General features: G+C 59.9%; 10 protein-coding genes. 4 read left to right on the top strand and 6 right to left on the bottom strand.

What is annotated here, in order from left to right; translation table 11 throughout:
* The first annotated feature begins 18 nt into the window (after positions 1–18).
* The 4 genes from D8U82_RS27650 (at position 19) to D8U82_RS27635 (ending at position 14,164) form a co-directional block, all read left to right on the top strand.
* A complete protein-coding gene (locus tag D8U82_RS27650) occupies positions 19–13,056 on the top strand; it encodes a hemagglutinin repeat-containing protein (RefSeq protein ID WP_130903352.1) in 13,038 nt (4,345 codons plus the stop codon).
* Positions 13,053–13,394: a hypothetical protein gene (locus D8U82_RS27645; RefSeq protein ID WP_130903351.1), complete on the top strand. Its 342-nt coding sequence runs from the start codon at positions 13,053–13,055 to the stop codon at positions 13,392–13,394. Before D8U82_RS27650 ends, D8U82_RS27645 begins: the two co-directional genes overlap by 4 nt.
* Before the next feature lie 139 nt (positions 13,395–13,533).
* On the top strand, positions 13,534–13,836 hold the full coding sequence (locus tag D8U82_RS27640) for a hypothetical protein (RefSeq protein ID WP_130903350.1): 303 nt from the start codon (positions 13,534–13,536) through the stop codon (positions 13,834–13,836).
* A 25-nt stretch (positions 13,837–13,861) separates the two neighbouring features.
* Entirely contained in the window at positions 13,862–14,164 is a 303-nt protein-coding gene (locus D8U82_RS27635) for a hypothetical protein (RefSeq protein ID WP_125918477.1), read from the top strand.
* Between the two features lie 89 nt (positions 14,165–14,253).
* On the opposite strand, the gene D8U82_RS27630 is transcribed toward D8U82_RS27635, so the two are convergent.
* Genes D8U82_RS27630 through D8U82_RS27605 form a run of 6 tightly spaced genes read right to left on the bottom strand, consistent with a single transcriptional unit; the run spans position 14,254 to position 21,090 of the window.
* Positions 14,254–15,885 (bottom strand): BatD family protein, encoded by a 1,632-nt coding sequence (locus D8U82_RS27630; RefSeq protein WP_130903349.1) that lies wholly within the window; start codon positions 15,883–15,885, stop codon positions 14,254–14,256.
* Positions 15,882–17,618 carry a tetratricopeptide repeat protein gene (locus tag D8U82_RS27625; RefSeq protein ID WP_130903348.1) on the bottom strand — a complete coding sequence of 579 codons (1,737 nt, stop codon included), beginning with the start codon at positions 17,616–17,618 and terminating at the stop codon, positions 15,882–15,884. Before D8U82_RS27625 ends, D8U82_RS27630 begins: the two co-directional genes overlap by 4 nt.
* Positions 17,615–18,694 (bottom strand): VWA domain-containing protein, encoded by a 1,080-nt coding sequence (locus tag D8U82_RS27620; protein ID WP_122610882.1) that lies wholly within the window; start codon positions 18,692–18,694, stop codon positions 17,615–17,617. Before D8U82_RS27620 ends, D8U82_RS27625 begins: the two co-directional genes overlap by 4 nt.
* Positions 18,687–19,184, bottom strand: a complete 498-nt coding sequence (locus D8U82_RS27615) for a DUF4381 domain-containing protein (protein WP_122750528.1) — start codon at positions 19,182–19,184, stop codon at positions 18,687–18,689. Before D8U82_RS27615 ends, D8U82_RS27620 begins: the two co-directional genes overlap by 8 nt.
* Positions 19,181–20,125, bottom strand: coding sequence for a DUF58 domain-containing protein (locus D8U82_RS27610; RefSeq protein ID WP_130903347.1), 945 nt, complete (start codon positions 20,123–20,125; stop codon positions 19,181–19,183). Before D8U82_RS27610 ends, D8U82_RS27615 begins: the two co-directional genes overlap by 4 nt.
* A 5-nt stretch (positions 20,126–20,130) precedes the next feature.
* Positions 20,131–21,090, bottom strand: coding sequence for a MoxR family ATPase (locus D8U82_RS27605; RefSeq protein ID WP_007913915.1), 960 nt, complete (start codon positions 21,088–21,090; stop codon positions 20,131–20,133).
* Positions 21,091–21,446: the final 356 nt, after the last annotated feature.

The raw sequence follows: 21,446 nt of genomic DNA, 5'->3' as shown, positions 1-21,446 counted from the left end.
CGTTGCAGGATCTTCTACATGGACGTTCGCCAGTACGCATTCCTCGCTCGCCAGCCTTCTGCCGCTACGGCCAAACGCGAGCAGTTCCTCGGCATGCCCAAGCGCGGACTGGCGTTCCTGCTGGCCAACGTCATGTTCTGGCAACCGCTGTGGGCGCAGGCCGATGGCATCGTCGTTGCCAACCCGAATACCACGCTGGACCGTGCCGGCAACGGCGTGCCGATCGTCAACATCGCCACGCCCAACGCCAGTGGCCTGTCGCACAACCAGTTCCACGATTACAACGTCGGCGCACAGGGCGTCATCCTCAACAACGGCGCGACTCAAACTTCGAACACGCAACTGGGCGGGCACGTCATCGGCAACCCGAACCTGAAAAACAGCGGTTCGGCGCAGGCGATTCTCAACGAAGTCATCAGCGGCAACCCGAGTCAGTTGCGCGGTTACACCGAAGTAGCCGGGCAGTCGGCGCGGGTCATCGTCGCCAACCCCTACGGCATCACCTGCAATGGCTGCGGTTTCATCAACGCACCACGGGTGACGTTGACCACCGGTAAACCGGTGGTGGAAAACGGTCGACTGGATCGCTTTCAGGTCGATCAGGGCAGCGTGGCTATCGAAGGCGCGGGCATCAACGCGACCAATATTGACCGTTTCGAAATCATCACCCGCAGCGCCAAGATCAATGCGCAGATTCAGGCACAGAACCTGACCATCGTCGCCGGTCGCAACGACGTCAACGCCGACAGCCTCAACGCCACTGCACGCGCCGACGACGGCAGCGCCAAACCGCAACTGGCCATCGACTCCTCGGCACTCGGCGGCATGTACGCCGGGGCGATCAAGCTGGTCGGCACCGAGGCCGGGGTCGGGGTGAAACTCGACGGCAAACTGATCGCCAGCGGCGGCGATATTCAGCTGGATGCGAACGGGCAACTGAGCCTGGCCGACACCTCGGCTACCGGCGCGGTCAACGTCAAGGCAGCCAGCCTCGACGCGCAAGCTCCGGTTTACGCCGGCACGTCGCTCAACGTACAGACCCAAGGCAACCTGACCAACCGCCAGACCTTGGCCGCCCGCGACAGCGTGGTGCTCAGCGCCGGTGGGCAACTGACCAACGCCGGCGCCATCGAAGCCGGCGTTAATGCTGACGGCGGCCGTAACAGCAACGGTGATTTGAGCCTTCGCGCACAGAATTTGAACAACAGTGGCAAGAGCCTCAGCGCCAGCCGCAACCTGACCGTCAACGCCGCGCAAACCCTCAACAACCAGAATGGTCTGCTCAGCGGCCAGACCACGAGCATCACCGCCGGCACGCTGGACAACCGCAACGCCGGCAAAGTGCTGGGCAACAACAGCCTGACCCTCACAGCCAATCAGGTGCTGAACAATCAAGGCACGCTCACCAGCAATGGCAGACTCACCGGCAACATCGGTCAGTTGATCAACAGCAACGGTGAACTTGGCAGCCAGAGCGACGTAGTACTCACGGTCACCTCGCTGGACAACGTCGCCGGCCTGATCACCGCTGGCCGTTTGCTCGACATCACCGCCCTCGGCGCCATCAACAATCGCACCGGGCGCATCGGCGCGAAACAGGCCGTAGCGATAAAAGCGCAACAACTGGACAACAGCCAGCAAGGCCAGCTGACCAGCGAAGGCACGCTGACCACGCGCATCAGCGACCAGTTGAACAACCAGAACAAGGGCCTGATCCAGGCCAACGGTGCGATGGACGTGCAGGCCACGCGCCTGGATAACCGCGCCGGCAAGATTTCCGGTCTCGACACCCTGACCGTCAGCAGCGCGACCACCGACAACCGTGCGGGTGTTTTGCGCGCCGACAAAGCGACGACGCTGCTGATCGATAATCTGGATAACCGCGACAAGGGCCGCGCCGAGAGCAAGGCAGCGCTGACCTTCGAAGGCAGCACGCTGAACAACAGCAACGGCGGCTTGCTGACCTCGACCGGACTGTTGAGCCTCAAAGCCCGGGATGTGATCAACGATGCCGGACGGATTTCCGGCAAGGGCGATATCGACGCCAGCATCGACAACCTGACGCAGCAAACCGGCGAACTGGTTGCCGAAGGCAATCTGAAACTCACCGGCAAGACTCTCAACAGCCGCCAGGACAGCCTGGTCGGGTCGCTCAAGACCCTGACCGTCAATGTCGACCAGATCGACAACCGCGCCAGTACGCTTTCCAGCCAACTCGACCTGCATATCAATGGCGCACGCCTGGATAACAGGGAGGGCGGCAAGGTGCTGTCCGACACCACGCTGGGCCTGAAAGTCGCGCAGATCATCAACGCCACCAATGGCCTGATTTTCAGCAAAGGCGCGGCGACGCTCAGCGGCATCGGTTTGAGCAATGTGGGCGGGCGGATCGTCAGCCAGAACACACTGAACCTGACCCTCGACAATGCCCTCGATAACCAGCAAGGCCTGATCAGCAGTGAAGGGCAGATGACCCTGAATCTCGGCAGCCTCGACAATCGCCTGGGCAAGCTGTCGAGCCTGGAAGCGATGGCACTGACCAGCGTCGCCGGGGTACAGAATCAGGGCGGGCTGCTCGCCTCGCAAAAGGGCCTGACCTTCACCAGCGGCAGTCTCGATAACAGCGACAACGGCATCCTCAGTGCCAAGGCCGATTCGACCCTGACCACCGGTGAGTTCAAGAACCGGCAGGGCGGCAGCCTCGCCACGGACGGCACGCTGTTGCTGACCACCGCGCATCTGGATAACTCCGGCGGCATCATCGGCAGCCAGAAAACCCTGCAGGCTTCCGTCACCTCGCTGCAGCAGGACGGCGGCGAGCTGTTCAGCAACGGCGACCTGACCCTGGACCTCAACAATGGCCTGCTCGATAACCAGCGCGGCAATATTCATACGCCGGGGCAACTGCTGCTAAAAAACCTCAAGGATGTGAACAACAGCGCCGGGGAAATCTCCGCTGCCAAAGCCTGGAATCTAAGCGCGCAAAGCCTGAACAACGACGGCGGCAAGCTGCTCAGCAATGAAAAACTCACCCTGGTCATCGACCGTGCGCTGAGCAACGTGAAAGGCCTGATCGCCTCTGCTGGCCTCCAAGCGCGCAGCGCCAGCCTCGACAACAGCGGCGGTGAGATTCGCGGGCGTGGCGAGGTCGATTTCACCGTCAGCGATCTGTTCGACAACCAGGCTGGCGTGGTCATCGCCGACGAGGGCCTGACGCTCACGGCGGCGCGTCTGGATAACCGCCGCGAGGGCCTGGTCGGTTCGACCCAGGCGCTGCAACTGGTCGTCGACCATGTCGATAACCGCAGCGGTGAACTGTCGAGCAAGGCCGGCGTGAGCCTGATCGGCGCCTGGCTCGACAACAGCGACAGCGGCTACATGCTGGCGGGCGGCAATCTGGCGTTGACCGTCAACGAGGTGATCAACCGCAATAACGGCGTGCTGTCCGGCGTTACCGGGCTGACGCTGGTCGGCAAGAGTCTGGAAAACAGCGCTCGCCTGACCACGCAACAAGACCTCGCGATTACCCTCTCTGGCGAGCTGAACAACGCGCAGGGCAGTCTGCTCAGCGAAGGGGCGCTGGCGATCGATGCGCAAAGCCTCAATAACGATGGCGGTACGCTGTCCAGCGCCAAAGCGCTCAGCGTCGACACACGCGGTGCGGTCAGCAACCGGGGCGGCCAGTTGTTGACCGATGCAGCGTTGACGCTCACCAGCAGCGCGCTGGACAACCAGCAGAAAGGCGTGATCAGCAGCAAAAGCAATCTGCACATCACTACCGGCGAACTCAATAACAGTCAGGCGAGCATTTACGCCGCCGATCAGCTTGAGTTGAGCGCCGGCAAAGTGACCAATACGGCTGGCAGCCTCGGCGCTGGCAATGCGTTGACTGCCGATATTCAGGGCCTCGATCAGCAGGGCGGCAAACTGTTCAGCAGCCACGCCAGCGTCAGCGTCGATCTGCACGGTGGTGCGCTGAACAACCAGAGTGGGGTGATCAATGCGCCAGGGCAGTTGCTGCTGAAGAATCTCGCTGAGGTGAACAACCGTGGTGGCGAGATTTCCAGCGAGCAGGCCTTTGAACTGATCGCCAAATCGCTGGACAACAGCGGCGGCCAAGTGCTGAGCAATCAGAAACTGAGCCTGATCCTCGACAAGGCCCTGACCTCGATCAAAGGCACGATCGCGGCAGCAGCGTTGCAGGTTCGCGCGGCCAGTCTCGACAACAGCGATGGTGGCGTATTGCTCAGTGACAGCGATATCTCGGTGACCGTCGATGGCCTGCTCGACAACCACAACAAGGGCAGCATCCGCGCCGCGCAACAACTGACCCTCAACAGCACCGGCCTGAACAACGAGGAGGGCACGCTGGTGGGTGCCGCTGGCCTTGCCATCGACCTCGGCGCCACCGCGCAGGACCTCAACAACCAGGGCGGGGTGATCAGCAGCAAAGGCGCGCTGAGCATTGCGCATCTGCGTGACCTCAATAACCAGGACGGCGTGATCAACAGCAAAGGCGTGCTGAGCATCGCCACCCTGCGTGACCTGAACAACCAGAAAGGTGAGGTTTCCAGCGTCAACAGCTTCAGCCTCAACGCCAATAGTCTGGACAATCGCGGCGGCAACCTGATCAGCAATCAGCAACTGTCCCTCACCGCAGCCGAGCTGAAAAACAACGGCGGCCTGAGCTCAGGCTGGAACGGCGTGACCCTTGCCGGCGGCACTATCGATAACAGTCTCGGGGGCGCGATCTCCAGCCAGCTCGGTAATGTCAGCATTGACCTCAGCGGCGCGCTGATCAACCACAGCCAGGGTGGCGTGGGCAGCAAGGGCGAGCTTTACATCAAAGCCGCCAGCCTCAACAACAGCGCCGGCACGCTGACCAGCGACGGCAAGCAAACCCTGACTTTGCAGGGCGGCGAACTCAACAACGCCTCCGGCGGCTTGATCAAAAGCGCTGACACCCTCGATATCCGTGCGGCGAGTCTGAACAACGCCTCGGGTAACCTGAGCGCGAAAAAAGCCCTGACCTTCACCGGCGGCGCGTTGAACAACAGCGCCGGCAGTCTGGTCGGCGACGACCGCGTCACACTCGACCTGCTCGGCGCGCTGACCAACGTCAACGGCGCGCTCGGAAGCAGCGGGCCGCTGGTGCTGACGCGTTCGACCAGCATCGACAACCGTGGCGGCCAGATGATCAGCCAGAGTCTGCTGAGCCTGCTCACCAGCGGCGATCTGAACAACAGCCAGCGCGGCACCATCGCCGGCAGCGGCCAACTGAATCTCACCGCCGGTGGCCTGTTGCGCAACGACGGCGATGGCCTGATTTCCAGCGGCGCCGCCGACGCCACCCTCACCGCAGCCGCACTGAACAACGCTAACGGTGCGGTGCAAAGCATGACCGCGCTGACCGTCAACACGGGCAACGGCGCAATTGACAACCAGGGCGGCAAGATCATCGCGCAGAACGGCGATCTGAACCTCACCGCCGCCAGCCTCGACAGCCGAGGCGGCGTGCTGTCGAGCCTCAAAGGTCTGCTGCAAACCCGTCTGACCGGTGTGCTGCGCAACGGCCAGTCAGGCAAGATCGAAGGCAGTCGCCTCGACCTGCGTGCATTGGGCGGCATCTACAGCGACGGCGGGCGCATCGCCGCCAACAGCGGCGACATCCTGCTCAACGCCGGCGGCAACGCCCTCGACAACAGCGGCGGCGGCATCTATGCGCGCGGCCAGGTGAACGTCATCGCCGGCTCGATGAACAACACGGCCGGCCAAGTCAGCGGCAGCCTCATCGACATTGGCCTTGGCGGCAATCTCGCCAACAACAGTGGCCTGATCGAAAGCGCCAGCACCCTGGCGATTCGCGCCGCCAATCTCAACAACCAGAGCGGCAAACTGCGCGCCCTCGGCAGCAGCGGCAAAACCGTTTTCCAGATCGGCAGCCAGTTCGACAACCGCAACGGCCTGGTGGAAACCGCCAACACCGACTTCACCCTCGCCGCACCGAGCTTGCTCAACGCTGGCGGCACGGTGACCCATGTCGGCCTCGGTGAATTCGGCATCTCCACTACCAACGTAATGAACGCCGGCGGCTCACTGGTGACCCGTGGCGGCCTGACCCTGAACGCGGACAGCTGGACCAACAGCAGCGTGATCCAGGCGGGGCGCTTGACGGTGAATGTCGGCAATTTCGTGCAGACGGCTAGTGGTCAGTTGCTCGCCTCGAATCAATTGGTGGGGCGTGGCGGGAACTGGACGAACGAGGGGTTGATTGCCAGTGATGGCGGGCTCGATATTCAGGTGAGCGGGACTTACGGCGGCAATGGGCGCACGAGCAGCCTGGGCGACCTGCAACTCGACGCCTCAACCCTCTACCTGACCAGCGCAACGAGTATCGCGGCCGGAGGCAATACGACCGTAGGAGCGCGCGGTGGCTTGGCGACCGTCAACAACTACGGCCGCCTGACCGCTGCCAATAATTTGATAGTCAACGCCGGAGTCGTTAACAACTACGGAACGCTTGCAGGCGCGTCAGGTATGAAATTGACGACCTCATCGCTGCTCAACGATGAAGGTGGATTCCTGTTCAGCGGGGGCGACATGAAGCTTCGCGTGGGCAGTTTCAGCAACAAAAAATCAGACGTTTACAGCTTGGGCGAAATCGACATCACGCGGGACGATGCTGGCAATCGCGCGGCAATGGTGGAAAACCTTTCGGGGACGATGGAAAGCGCCGGCGACTTCTCGATCAAGGCAGATTCAATTGTCAACCGCAGGGACCAGTTCAAGACGGTTTCGCAGATGTACTGGTCGGATATCGGGGTGCGCTGTTATTCGTGTGATGAACTGCCTCCGAACTGGACTGATCTGCAAGGAGGCAAACTACCGTCTCACCTTGTCTGGGAACAGAAGTACAAGGTCAGCATTTCTGAGGGGGAAAGTTCCAAAGCCGCATCCATTACTGCTGGGAAAAATTTTGACGTTACAGGCGGATCGTTTCTTAACTCAAACTCGTCAATCGCGGCCTCCGGAAACGTCAACATCAATGTGGCTAATTTCGAAAACTCGGGTACTGCCACTGGCGATTACGTTTCGCGCAAATACGTCAATGGAGGGCTCTCCGTTGCTCAGTGGAACGAAGTTGCCGTGTACAACATGTACAACGATGCGAACTACAGCAAAGATCTGCGTTTCTGGAACGCCAACGAAGATGATTCACGGGTAGTGTCCAAGGTCGTCAGGTATGGAGCCAAAGGTGAGGCTGACAACTGGTTTCAAACGTTCGGCTCGACCATCATTTCTTTGAATAGCCAAAGTCAGGCTGTCAAATTCCAGGATTCTCTTTATTCATCAGGAGTCAGAACCGAAGCTCCGGACTTCATAAAAAACGCTGTTTTCAGTGAAAAAGTAGTCACCTCCGATCCGTCAGGTTTCGCCTCGGCCATCATTCAGGCGGCCGGCAATGTCACCATCAACGCCAGTAACAAAATCAGCAACGGTGTCGAAACGGCCTACAGCTCAGGCGCCGCCGGCACCTCCCGCAACGCCAATACCGGCGCTGGCGGCACCGGTAAAACCGCCGTCATCAGCCTCAACAGCCAACTGCCACCCGACCTCGCCCAGCAACAAGTCAATCCGCTGACATTGCCCGGTTTCAGTCTGCCGGTGGGTGGCAACGGCATGTTCCGACTGAGCGGCAAAGAGGGCAGCGAACAAACAATGGCGCCAGGTCAGGCCTGGGCCATTGGTTCCATTTCCGGCACTGCCGCCAAACATTTGGAAGGTATGCCGGTGCGCAAGGCAACCGACTTCCAGTTCGACGGCAATGACCCGGTTTCGATAAAAAATCGCGATCTGATGCTGGCCAACGGCGCGTCAGTGAACCTCAACGACAAAACTGCCCAGTTCAACGTCGGCACGACCACCGCTGATGTGCCAGTAGGCGTGCTACTGCCTAATCGTGGCAACGTTTCTTTCGATGTGCCGCGCGTGCAGGGTCTGCCCGACACCAGCGTGCGCTCCAATCCACACAAATACCTGATCGAAACCAATCCGGTACTCACCGACCTGGAAAAATTCGAGAGTTCGGATTACCTGCTGCAGAAGCTCGGCTACGACCCGGACAACAGCGCCAAGCGCCTGGGCGACGGTTTCTTCGAACAGCGGATGATCCAGCAAGCGGTCGTCGAGCGTACCGGTCAGCGTTTCATCGACGGCCAGACCTCCGACGAAGCGATGTTCAAGTACCTGATGAACAACGCCATCGCCAGCAAGGGCCAGCTCAACCTGTCGATGGGCGTCACCTTGACCGCGCAGCAAGTGGCAGCACTGACCCATGACATCGTCTGGCTCGAAGAGCACGAAGTGAACGGCGAAAAAGTGCTGGTGTCGGTGCTGTATCTGGCGCAGGCCAATAACCGCCTGGCGCCAAATGGGGCACTGATTCAGGGCGGTGACGTGACCCTGATCGCCGGCGGCAACCTCGATAACACGGGTACGCTGCGCGCCTCGAACAACCTCTGGGCAGAAGCAGGCAATGACCTCACCAACAGCGGCTTGATCGAAGCGGGCGAGCGCCTGACGCTCAAGGCCGGCAACGACATCATCAACAAGTCCGGCGGCATCATTTCCGGCAAGAATGTCAGCCTGACAGCCACCAACGGCAGCGTGATCAACCAGCGCGACGTCAACAGCGTAGATGTCAGCCGGGGTGGCAACGTGTTCCATCGTGACTACTTGGACAACGCCGCGCGAATCGAAGCAGCCAACGATCTGACGATCAAGGCCGGCCTCGATATCAATAACATCGGCGGTGTGCTCAAAAGCGGTCAGGACATGACGCTTGATGCGGATCGCGACGTCAATATCACTTCGGTCCAGAACCGGAGCACGAATGCGCGCGGTAGCAGTTTCCTCAATCAGAGCATCACGCAGCACGGCGCCGAAGTAACGTCCGGGCGGGATCTGTCGATCAGTGCCGATCGCGACGTGGCAATCGTGGCCAGTCGGCTGGATGCCAAGCGCGATCTCAGCGTCGACTCAGGTAACGACATCGTCATCACCTCGGCCGCCGACGAGAGCGACTACGTTTCACGCAGCAAAAAACGCGCGAATGAAACCCATAGCATCACGCAGCAATCATCAGTGTTGAACGCCGGCCGCGACATCGCGCTGAACGCCGGCAACGACCTGGGCATCATTGCCAGTCGCATCAAAGCGACCGAGGACATCAGCCTCGATGCAGAACAGGACATCACCGTAGCTTCGGCGAAGGACGAGAGTTCGTCTTATTACCACAAGAAGAAAAAGGGTTCGTTCGGACGAAGTAAAACCACTCAGTCGGAGAGCTATGAGAGCGAAAACGTTGGCTCGGTAATTGAGGCCGGCCATGATCTGACCGTCAACGCCTCCAAGGATGAAGACGGCGCTGTCAGTCTGGATGGCGGGCGCAATGTCACCATCATTGGCAGCCAGATGAACGCCGGTAATGATCTGGTCGTCGGCGCCAAGAACGATGTGGCAATTCTTTCTGCCACCGAGGAGTCTGGGTCCTACACCAAGAAAACCAAAACCGGCACCTTCGGCCTGTCGAAAAGTGGCAGCAGCCATTTGCAGACCACTGTGACTCAGGTAGGCAGCCAACTGGATGCCGGGCATGATGCAGTGATTCTGGGAGGGCGAGATGTTCGTCTGAACGCCAGTGAAATCAGCGCTAAAAACGACGCCGAATTGCATGCCGGTCTGGTGGACAAAGCGGGCGATATCACCCTGTCGTCTGCAGATGACCAAGCCTACAGTCGATCTGAGGAATACAAGAAGAAACTCGGACTTTCGCTGAAGGATGCGATTGGCTGGGCTGTCGGCACGCCTGGTGCGGGTGCTGATATGACGTTCGCCACCTCACACAACGGCGGTCGGGTAGTCGCCAGCACCGAGAGCATTGGTAGCCAGATCAATGCTGGACACGACGCGGTGCTGAATGCGTCGCGTGACATAAATATCATTGGTAGCGGAATCAGTGCTGATAACAGCGCTGTGCTCGACGCTGGTCGTGATGTCAGCGTGGTCGCCTCGATTGATCAGCAGCGCAGCAACAGCTGGAAGACAGACAAAACAGTCGGTATCAAACAGACCATCGACAGCAATGCCTTCACAACTTTTGCCGGCAGCGAAACCGCCCAGCATGGCGTCAACAGCAAGGGATATACGGCAGCGGGCAGTTCCATCGAAGCAGGCAGTCACATCAGTGTGAATGCGGGGCGCGACATCAATCAGCAAGGTTCTGATCTGACCGCCGAGAATGATATCCATCTCAAAGCGGTTCGTGACATCAACATTGATGCGAAGGAAGAGGCGAGCGAAGTCACCACCCTCGACAGCATAAAGCGCAACGGCCTGACCATATCCACGGCTTATAACATCGGCAATACCATCGAGGGTCTGAAGGGCACTGGAAAGGGTGAGGATGGCGTCAGCAAAGGCTCCAGTGTATTGAAGTCGGTCGATACGCTTGATCAGTTTTTCAGTGGGCCAAAGTTCGACGGACATTTCGGTGCGTCGAGCATTAGCTCATCCCACACGCAGAACTCCGTCACGCAGAGTCCGTCGTCCCTTAACGCGGGCGGAGACATCACGTTGGATGCGGGCAATAACGTCAGTGTCCGTGGTAGCCAGTTCAACGCGGGTCGCGACATCAATGTCAAAGGCAAAGACATCACGTTTGATGTGGCTCATGGTTCCCAAAACAGTGATGACCATTCCACGCAAAGCAAGGGTGGGATCAAGGGCGGCACCACCGGCGGCTTCAAGCTCGGGGTCGGCGTCAGCAATGTTGGTAATGAAGGCGAGTCGGCACAGCAATCTTCGACGCCTTCTCAACTGAATGCCGGTGGCAACATCAACCTTGATGCAAAGAACGACCTGACTCTGATTGGCACCCGCGTCACCGCCGAGCGAGATATCACCCTGAAGGCCGCGAACGATCTGAATATCCTCTCGGCCCAGAACGATCATAGCAGTTCCAATGACCGCCGTAGTTGGGGGGCCGAAGGCGGGATCATGCTCGGTCAGCAGGGATTCGGCATTTACGGTTCGGCAAACATCGGCATTGGCGATCTGAATCGCGAAGGTGTCGAACAGCAGGAAGCCTATCTGTACGCCGGCAACAAACTGAACTTCGAAAGCAAGCGTGATACCAATATCGCCGGCGCTACCTTGCGTGGTGATGAGGTCATTGGAGACGTTGGTCGCAACTTGACCGTTTCGTCAGTACCCAACACCGGCAAGGTCAGTGGGCAAGAGTTCGACTTGAGCATTACCGGTTCGTTTGTTGGCGCAAGTGGTTCGGTGGGTTATGGCAAAACCACCGGAAAAACCAATTGGGTTGAAAACCAGACTGTTATCAGCGGCAAGAGCAAGGTTGATATCCGCACAGAAGATCACACTCAACTCGACGGCGCAGTTGTCACCGCCGATAACGGCAACCTGGAACTCGATACGGGAACTCTCGGTTTCCGCAATATTACCGGCAAAGACAACGAGCACGGTTACTACCTGAATGTCAGCGGCAGCTACAGCTCCAATGGCAACGCCCAGGCCGACAAACCCAACAAAGGCATGGAGGGTGAGAACAAAAACAGCTGGGCAGTGGAGGGGTACAAATACGACAAGGATCGTGAGCAGACCCTGAACGCAACCGTGGGCACCGGCCAGATCACCGTCCGCAACGACAAAGTTACCGGTCAGGACTCTACGGCGGGTCTTAATCGTGACGTGAGTAAGGCGTACGAGATCACCAAGGATCAGGAACATCGTACGGACTTGTATGTGAGCAGCAGTTCCATCGATGCAGTCACGCACCCTATCGACACGCTGGATAGCTGGGGCGACAGCGCCACCCATTTCACGGAAAACATGCGCAACCAGGCCACGGCCAGCGTTAACTTTCTGAACAATCTCAATCGCGCAATCGATGCGCAGTTAGTCGATATCAGCGAAGTTTCTCCAACGTTGCGTAAAGATCTGGGTGATGAGCAGGCACTCGCGATCACCAAGAACCTTGTGCGCCAGGGACTAGATCCAGCGGCACTGGACTCGATTGATCCCGAACTTCGCGCGGGCTTGAAACGAATTGCAGACTTGGCCGCCGACTACGATAAAAAATTCGGAGATGACACTGATAGCAACCTTGGAACGATTGATGTCGAAACCAGTAATGGCAGAGACACCATGGTCATCGACAAGACTGAGGTAACGGCAGAGCGCATTAGCATCGCCGAAGGCGTGTTGAACGAAGTGAGTGATCTGCTCACTTACGCCAGTACCTTGCCTGCCGACAAAGTGGACCAGATGAAGACGGTCGCGATCGGTGCCCAAGCCATAATGGGGCCGATGAAGTTCGCACTGAGCCTCGCTGCGAACGGCATCATGAATCTTGCTGCTGGCGAAAAGATCGAGGAGTACAAGTCAAAAGCGGCGTTCAATCTGACCGTGTTTTTCACCGGGAAAAACACAGAAGAAGAAATCGAAGCCCTGGACGTTAGCAATGAGCTTGCGAAGAGCGAACACGCCAAGGGGAACAAGGACTATCCGCTCGATGGCGATGGACGGGTTGTCGCTTCGCGGTTTCTGATTGATGCGGTGTTGGGGGAGTTCAAAGCGATTGGTGCTAAAGCCACCGGTCGGGTGCTTGAAGTCACGAAAAAAACGGGTGGAAAAAAACCTGGCTCTGATCCAGCATCCTCACCAGATAGACCCCAGGTTACGAAATTTGAAAAAATGGAGGATTTCTTCAAGGAGCCGGGTTTTGGCGGCGAACTAGCCGACGCTACTAGAAAAACCTCCAAGAGATTTCAAGGTCAGGCCGTTTATAAAGCGACTGAGAAAATTGCTCCATATATCAAGAAAGGCGATCAGATATATTTGGATAACCTTCACAAAGACCACTTGGAGGTGTTCGATAAATTTGGTGATGTAAAGTTTGTGTTGAATTTAGATGGATCAAAGAATTTTGAGAAAACAGATAAGGCTGTCGCCGATGGGAGAAAGTTGAAATGAATGATTTAGAGTCAGTCAAGCATTTCATTGTCGAGTTGATGGAAGAAAAGACCGGTCGCTTCGATGAGAACAGTTTGGAGGCCGATTACAAACTGGATTGGGAGTCTGAGCTTTCCGAAAGGCTAGGAAACGCTTTCTACAATATGTCCAGAGCGGCATCCGCCAAGGCCGACTCAAACGAAGTGATGTTAAAAGCCGCGTTGCTGAATTCACGAACGGACTTCATGGATCTTGCCAATTTTTTTCGGGATATCTATGACGATCTGGATGCGTTGGTAAAACATCCTGCTTGGCCGAAAATCCCCAAGGGTTTTGATTACGGAAAAATCTCTGAGTAGGAGCCAGGGATTGATTTTCGGGCGAGGCAATCCCACCTGGTCAGGAGGCCGGACTACCTCATACTGACGTACACGACAGATGGCGAGCCAAAAACCGTGACGTTTAAAAAGAAGCCAAGCAGTTACTAGAGGTAAAGGCTTGATTACTCAGGATATTGAACTCGTCAACCAGATCTTTCAGTTAGTCGATCCCGGGATTGTCAAGGGATACGATGCTTTCAGCTACAGCGTCGAATGGGGCGGTAACTATATGGAAGCTGAACTTGCCGTTGAGAAAGATGGTGTTGAGAGATGGGATGCCGAAACGGATTTCAATAATTCAAAAATCTACATGCTCGTGGAGAAGCTTCACGAAAATGCAGCTGTAAGGGGCGAACCATGGAAATCCTTTGTGCTCTCGTATCGCGATGGTGAACAAGTGCGAACGAAATTTGGTTATTGAACCACGGGGCGTCGAAAGGACAGGCATGCTCATCGAAGATCTAGAAGTCATTAAAAGCATTTTCCGAATCGTTCATGGCGGCATCGTCCACGGCTACGACTCTTTTCGTTACGAGATTGAGATGGGAGAAGGGTTTATGGAAGCCGAGTTGACAGTCGAAAAGAACGGCATTGAAGTGACGGATGCCGAGATCGATTTTGATATTTCAGACGTGTATTTTCTGGCGAAAGAACTAAAAGCCAACGCAATGCGACGTGGGGAGCCATGGAAATCATTCGTCATGTCATACCGCGAAGGCGAACAAGTCCAAACAAAATTCGCTTATTGATTCCAGACTTTCAGACCAAAAGATCGCAGCCTTCGGCAGCTCCTACGAATTGTGAGCAGGAGCTGCCGAAGGCTGCGATCTTGTACTTTTCACTTCGGATAAAGCGGCGGCAATCCACTCTCACTTACCGGATCCTGCACGCGCTCGGCGGCGGGAATAGTGCGGATCGCCCGCCACAAATCCTCACCCTGCCAGTGCTGTCCCGTCTCGCTGTACAGCGCGCCGTTCAGCCCATCCAACGCGTCCGACAACGGCACAAACCGCGCGGCCATGTCTGCCAGTGTCTCCGGCTGCTGCCTCGCCCAGGCGTCCAGTGCCTGGCGGGTGGCGTGGGGGTCGTTGGCCTGGCTGGCGCGTTTGATGTCGTCGAGCAGGGTGCGTGGGCTCGGGCCGGTCTGGGCGGCGCGGTGGATTGCCGGTTGCCAGCGGGCGCGCCACCAGAGGCCGAAGCCGAGCAGGGTGGTGCAGGCGAGGATCAGGGTGCTGAGTTTCCACCACCACAGGGTGTCGTTGTCGGGCGTACTCGGTTGCAGGGTGCCGGCCGGCGTGTCGATTTGCAGGCTGGGGTTGTTCGCCACTTGCAGGGTGCGTGCGGGCAGGCTGCTGTGTTCGAGGTGGTCTTCGAAGGTGTTCCACCAGACTACGTCGACGGTTGGCAGGTCGATCGCGCCGCTGCGGCTCGGCACCAGGGCTTCGCGTTCTTCGCGGCTGCCGATGATGCCGCGGTCGCTGCTCTGGTTGCTCAGCACCGGTTGATCGGGGTAGCGGCGCAGGCCATTGACGTCGGTGGCGGGCAGGGCTGGCAGTTGCGAGCTGGCGAGGCCTTCGACTTTCAGGGTCAGGCTGCGGGTCAGGGAATCGCCGACTTGGGTGTGGTGGGGTTCCGGGCTCCAGCTTTCGCTGAGGCTGAGGTTGCGCGCCGGCAGCCATGGTGCATCGACCGGGTAGGTCAGCGGTTTCGGTTTGACCGTCAGCGGAATCGACGCCGAGCTCACGCGCATCAGTTTGCCGGGCTTGGGCCCCGAGGCGTCTGCCGATGGCGCGGTATCGACCAGCGTGGCGCTGAAGGTCTGCGGGGCGATCGTCAGCAGGCCGCTGTGTTGCGGGTAGATCGCGTAGCGCATCTCGATCACGCCGTGGCGCAGGCCATTGATGTCTTTTTCGTAGGTGCGCGTGTCACCAAGTTGTTCGATGCGCGCATCGGCAATTTGCAACGGGCTGAGGCTGCTGTCGTCGTAGAGCGAAACCGAGTGATAAATGCGCAACGTCAGGATGGCCTGCGCCTGCACATAGACGTTGGTCTGATCGAGGCTGGCTTCGATGAACACCGGATCAAGGCTGTTGTTGTCTTCGCGGTTGTCGCTGGCGATCACCTGCACGGTGATCGGCTGGCTCTGTGCTTCGCCCAGTTGCAGCGGCGGAATCACTACGCTGCCGTTCTCTTTCGGCAGCAGGGTGATGATCCAGCGGGTGGTCGCGCGGTTGTCGCCGTTGAGAGTGTTGAGCTGGTTGACCTGGCGCGTGCCGCGCACTTCGAACAGCGCTTCCAGCGCCGACAGATCGGGCTTGCCGAATTGGGTGACGTCGTCAGTTTCGAGGGTGAGCTCGACCGTCTCGCCGGAGTTCAGGCGACTGCGATCCACGCTGGCGGTCAGCTCGGCCGCCTGAGCGGTGGCCGTGCAGATCAGCAGGGGCAGCAAGAGAGCGGTGAAGCGGGTCATCGATTGTTTTCCTGATCCTGATGTTGTTGCTGTTCGTACCAGAATTTGCGCCTTAGCAGTTCGCCCGGGTCGTCCGGGATCTTGCCCAGCCATTGCTCGAGCGCCTGACGCTGCTCGCCTTCGAGGTTGTTCTCGCTCGGGCGCAGGGTCGGCACCGTGTCGGTTTCCTCTTCCTCGTTGCTGCCGGGGATTTCATTGGGGCCTGGCAGCGGCGGGGCGGTCGGCGGCGGTTCGCTGGCCGACTCGGCCGGTTGCGCCTGGCTCTGGGTTTCACTGCTCACCGCCGGAGGGGGCGCGGTGGTGGGCGAGGGCTCATCGCCGGGCAGACTTTGTTCGTTCGGCTGGTTATCCGGTTCGGGCGGCGGCGGGGCGTTTTTCTGCTTCAGCAGGTTTTCCACCAGCGCCTTGTTGGTCTGCGCCGGACGCAGATCCGGTTGCAGCTCGAGCGCCTGTTCGTAGGCATCGATCGCCGCTTCCAGCTCGCCACTTTTTGCCAGAGCGTTGCCACGATTGTAGTGGGCGCGGGCATCGCTGCCCTCGGCGAAGCGCTGAGCGGCGCCACTGTAGTCGCCGGCCTCGTACAACGCCACCCCTTGCCACTGATGATCTTCAAAATGCTGCGCGGCTTCGGCCGGTCGTTTCTGCTTGAGCAAGTGCAAACCCTGTTGATCGGGGCGCAGCCACAAGTCTTCGAAGTCGAAAGCGTAGCTCGGTTGCGGCAGGCACCACAGCAGCGGCAGGCAGAACAGCCAACCACGGCGCCCGGCACAAGCGGCGAGCAATAGCAGCGGCAACAGCAGCCAGTAGCCCTGATCGGCCCATGTATCGAGGCGCACGGTCTGGCCGTCGTCGCGCAGGCTGCGCGGGCCGTTGAGCAGGCCAAGGGCGCCAAGATCAGCCTCGTCGAGTCGCGCCGGGTGATACTCGCCGCCGACGCTGTTGAGGAATGTCGCCAGACCAGGACTGTCGAGTTGCGGCACGCGGATCGCGCCTTGCTCGTCCTTGAGGAAACTGCCGTCCTCCTGGGCAATCGGCGCACCTTCGGCGGTGCCGATGCCGAGCATCAGCAGTTGCGTCGACTCGCCATTGAGCGCGCGGCGAATGCCTCGCCGTTCCTCTTCGTTGAGCGACGAACCGATCAGCAGAATCCGTCCCTGTCCCAGCGCACCTTGCTTGAGCAAGGCCAATGCTTTGCCCACGGCCAGATCGGCGCGGTGGCCGGCTTCCGGCATCAGCGACGGCTTGAGCGCGTCGAGCAGGTTGCGACTGGTCGCCAGATCATCCGACAGCGGCACCAGCGTGTGCGCGCTGCCGGCATAAACGACGATGGCGGTCTGCGCATCGCTGCGCGCCTGCAACAGGTCGAACAGCTTGCGCCGCGCCTGTTCGAGACGCGTCGGCGGCGAGTCGGTGGCGAGCATCTCCGGAGTCAGTTCGAGCACCACCACCAGCGGATCGGCGGGTTTCTGGCTGGTCTGTTCGACGCGCTCCCAGCTCGGCCCGAGCAAGGCCAGAATCGTCAGCAACCACGCCACGCCAAGGGCGATCCACGGCAGTTTGCTCTGGCGCCCGCTGCCGCCACTGAGCAATGCTGCATGGAACGCTGGCGGCAGAATCATCTGCCAGCGACCGGCGCGTTTCTGTCGGTGCCAGAGTTGCCAGAGCAGCCAGCCGAGCAGCGGCAACAGCAACAGCCACCAAGGGCGGAACCAGTGCGGCCAGAGCGCGATCATCGGCGCCTCCGCAGGCGCAAACGCTGCAAGCGCTGACGCCAGTCCGGCAGCGGACTCTGTAAATACAGTTGTTTGGTAAACAGGCGTTGCAGCGGATTGTCCGGCCACAGTTCGCGGACGACCAGCAACAGACTCAACCACAACGCCAGCGCCAGCGGCCAGTGATACAAGGCTTGCGCCGGGCGTGCCTGAGTCGGTTGCTGAGTCACCGGTTCGAGCTGGTCGAGGGTGTCCTTGATCGCTTGCAGCTCCAAGCCGTCATGGGCGCGGAAGTACTGGCCGCCGGTGATTTCGGCGATGGCCTTGAGCGCCGGTTCATCCAGATCAAGGCTCGGATTGACCCCGAGCAGGCCGGTCGAGCCGCTGTCCTCGGGATTGGCGCCGATGCCGATCGGATAGATTCTGACGCCCTCGCTGGCGGCGAGTTTTGCGGCCGTCAGCGGATTGATTTCGCCGCCGTTGTTGGCGCCGTCGGTGACCAGAATCAGCACGCGACTTTGCGCCGGGCGCAGACGCAGACGTTTCAGGGCCAGACCGATGGCATCGCCGATCGCGGTGTTTTTGCCAGCGATACCGATCCGCGCTTCGTCGAGCCACACGCGCACGGTGCGCCGGTCAAAGGTCAGCGGCGCTTGCAGGTAGGCCTGACTGCCGAACAGGATCAGGCCGACGCGGTCGCCGTCGCGGCTTTCAAGGAAATCCCCGAGCAAATGCTGCACCAGCGACAGGCGACTGACTTCCTCGTCCTGCCATTGCATGTCGGGGAAATCCATCGAACCGGACACGTCCACCGCCACCAGCAGATCACGGCCACTGGCGGCTATCGGCAGCGGTTCGCCGAGCCATTGCGGGCGCGCGGCGGCGATCAGCAGAATCAGCCACAGCAAGATAAACGGCGCCTGCTGCCGCCAGGCCGGCAAGTTGGCGCGGGCGCGGCGGCGGGCGAGGCCTTCGAGGTCGGCGAGGAAACTCACTTTGAGCGCCGGCTCGCCGCTGTCGGCCACCGGCAGGACAAGACGCATCAGCCACGGCAGCGGCAACAGCACGAAGATCCACGGCCAGGCGAACTCAAACATGTTTGCGAATCCACGTGTCGACCGCTTGGGTCAGGCCGGCGATGGCTTTGTCATCGAGTTTGCATTCCGGCTTGTAGGCGCCTTCGACCAGCACCATCCAGCGCGTCAGGCCGGCAGCGGGGCAGCGGTTATCGAGGAAAGCCAGCCATTTGCGGCCGTTGAGGGTGTGGCTCTGGCTGTACGGATAGTGGTTGCGGCACAGGCGTTTGAGCAGGCCGTTGAGTTGTTGCAGCCAGGCGCCGGCCGGAGCGCCATCGTAAGGTTTGGGCATTTGCGCCAGTTCGGCGAGCGCGGCGATGCGCACCGGATCCAGCGGTTGCTCGGCGCGCACCACCGGGCGTTTCTTCATCGGAATGAAACGTCGCAGCTTCCACGCGGCAAAGCCCAGCAGCGGCAACAGCAGAAGCAGCAGCCACCAGCCCGGCGCCGGCGGCCAGAAGGCGATCGGCGGCGGCGAGATCAGCGGTTGCAGTTGTTCGAGGCCGTTCATCGACCTTTCCCCGGACGCTGCGGGTTCAGGAATTCGCGCATCTGCTCGACCATTTCGCTCTGCGTGCTCAACGGCATCAGCAACACCCGCAGCTTTTGTGCGAGCAATTCCCAACGGGCGATCCGCGCTTCGGCCTGGGCGCGGTAGGTCTGGCGCAGGTCGAAATTCAGCGTGTCGATTTCCAGTTGCGCGCCACGCTCGGCGAAGCGCAGCAGGCCGGCAGCGGGCAGGGCGTGATCGAGCGGATCGGACAGCGGCAGCATCAGCAGATCACAATGCCGCGCCAGCAAACTCAGTTGTTGTTCGGCGCTGTCGGACAACGCGCGTTCGTCGCAAATGACGATGGCCAGACTGCCCGGCCGCAGCACTTCCCGCGCGCGGCGCAGGGCCACGCCGAAGGCATCGCGATCCGGCTCGCGCTCGCTGTGCAGCGACTGATTGACCTTGACCAGACGGTTGAGCAATTGCAGCAGGCTCTGCTTGCTCCGGCGAGGCTTGATTTCGTAGTGTTCGTTGTCGCCGAACACCAGCCCGCCGACGCGATCGTTGTGCCCCAGTGCGGCCCAGCCGATCAACGCCGCGACCTGCGCCGCCAGCACCGACTTGAACATCAGCCCCGAACCGAAAAACAGCCGCGTGCTTTGCTCGACCATGATGAAAATCGGCCGCTCGCGCTCTTCGTGGAACAGCTTGGTGTGCGGTTCCTGCGTGCGCGCAGTGACGCGCCAGTCGATGGTGCGCACGTCGTCACCGGCCTGATACACCCGCACTTGGTCGAAGTCGACGCCACGGCCACGGAATTTCGAGTGATGCAGGCCGATCAGCGGGCTGCGCTGACTCGGCGTGGAAAACAGTTGCACCTCGCGCACGCGGTGACGCATCTCGATCAGCTCGGCGAGGCTGATGCGGATACCGGGTTCGGAGGGCAGGACGGCGTTCATGGGGGTCAAGCGACGGCGACGACGTCGAGAATCCGCTGCACCACGCGATCCTGATCGATGCCAGCGGCTTCGGCTTCGAACGACAGAATGATGCGATGGCGCAACACGTCGAACAGCACCGCTTGAATGTCTTCCGGGCTGACGAAGTCGCGACCGGCCAGCCAGGCGTGGGCGCGGGCGCAGCGATCGAGGGCGATCGAGCCGCGCGGACTGGCGCCGTAGGCGATCCACTCGGCCATTTCCGGGTCGAACTTGGCCGGGTTGCGCGTGGCCATGACCAGTTGCACCAGGTATTCCTCTACGGCGTCGGCCATGTACAAACCAAGGATTTCCTTGCGCGCGGCGAAGATCGCCTGCTGGCTGACCCGACGCTCGGGCTTGGTCTCACCATTCAACGCCTCGCCACGGGCCTGTTGCAGGATGCGCCGTTCGACAGCGGCGTCGGGGAAGCCGATCTTGACGTGCATGAGGAAACGGTCGAGCTGGGCTTCCGGCAACGGATAGGTGCCTTCCTGTTCGATCGGGTTCTGCGTGGCCATCACCAGAAACAGCGGCGACAGCTCATAAGTGCTGCGCCCGACGCTGACCTGACGCTCGGCCATCGCTTCGAGCAAGGCCGATTGCACCTTGGCCGGCGCGCGGTTGATTTCGTCGGCCAGCACCAGGTTGTGGAAGATCGGCCCTTGCTGGAAGACGAAACTGCCGGTTTCCGGACGGTAGATTTCGGTGCCGGTGATGTCGGCCGGCAGCAGGTCGGGGGTGAACTGAATACGATGGAACTGGGCTTCGATGCCCTCGGCGAGTTCTTTGATCGCTTTGGTCTTGGCCAGACCGGGAGCGCCCTCGACCAGCATATGGCCGTCGGCGAGCAGGGCGATGAGCAAACGCTCGATGAGTTTTTCCTGGCCGAGAATCTGCGTTGAAAGAAAGGTTCGCAGCGCCAGCAGCGCTTCACGATGTTCCATCGGTGACTGTTCCTGGAAAGGGATGGCCGAGGGCATACGTCATACGCCAGGGCTGGGGGCGTTACTTTAATCCATCGCGGGGGGTGGCGACTAACGGCATTTGTGCAAAGCGCGGGAAATACCGGGGCGCATTGGTGGTTTTTTGTAGCAGGGGAGTGTTGGACCGGCAGTTCCGGCCCCATCGCTGGCAAGCCAGCTCCCACAGTGATCGCTGCGTTGCATAAATTGCCTGCACGCCGCTAAAACCTGTGGGAGCTGGCTTGCCAGCGATTGGGCCTGTCCAGACGCCATCAAATCTGGCTGATATAGGTGCCAGTGCCGTCCAGAATATTCTTCAAGGTCAGCTCGACCTCGGC

This window comes from Pseudomonas sp. Sample_23, from assembly GCF_004307595.1.
Lineage (GTDB): Bacteria > Pseudomonadota > Gammaproteobacteria > Pseudomonadales > Pseudomonadaceae > Aquipseudomonas > Aquipseudomonas atacamensis.
This window is presented reverse-complemented; position numbering and strand designations above follow the sequence as displayed.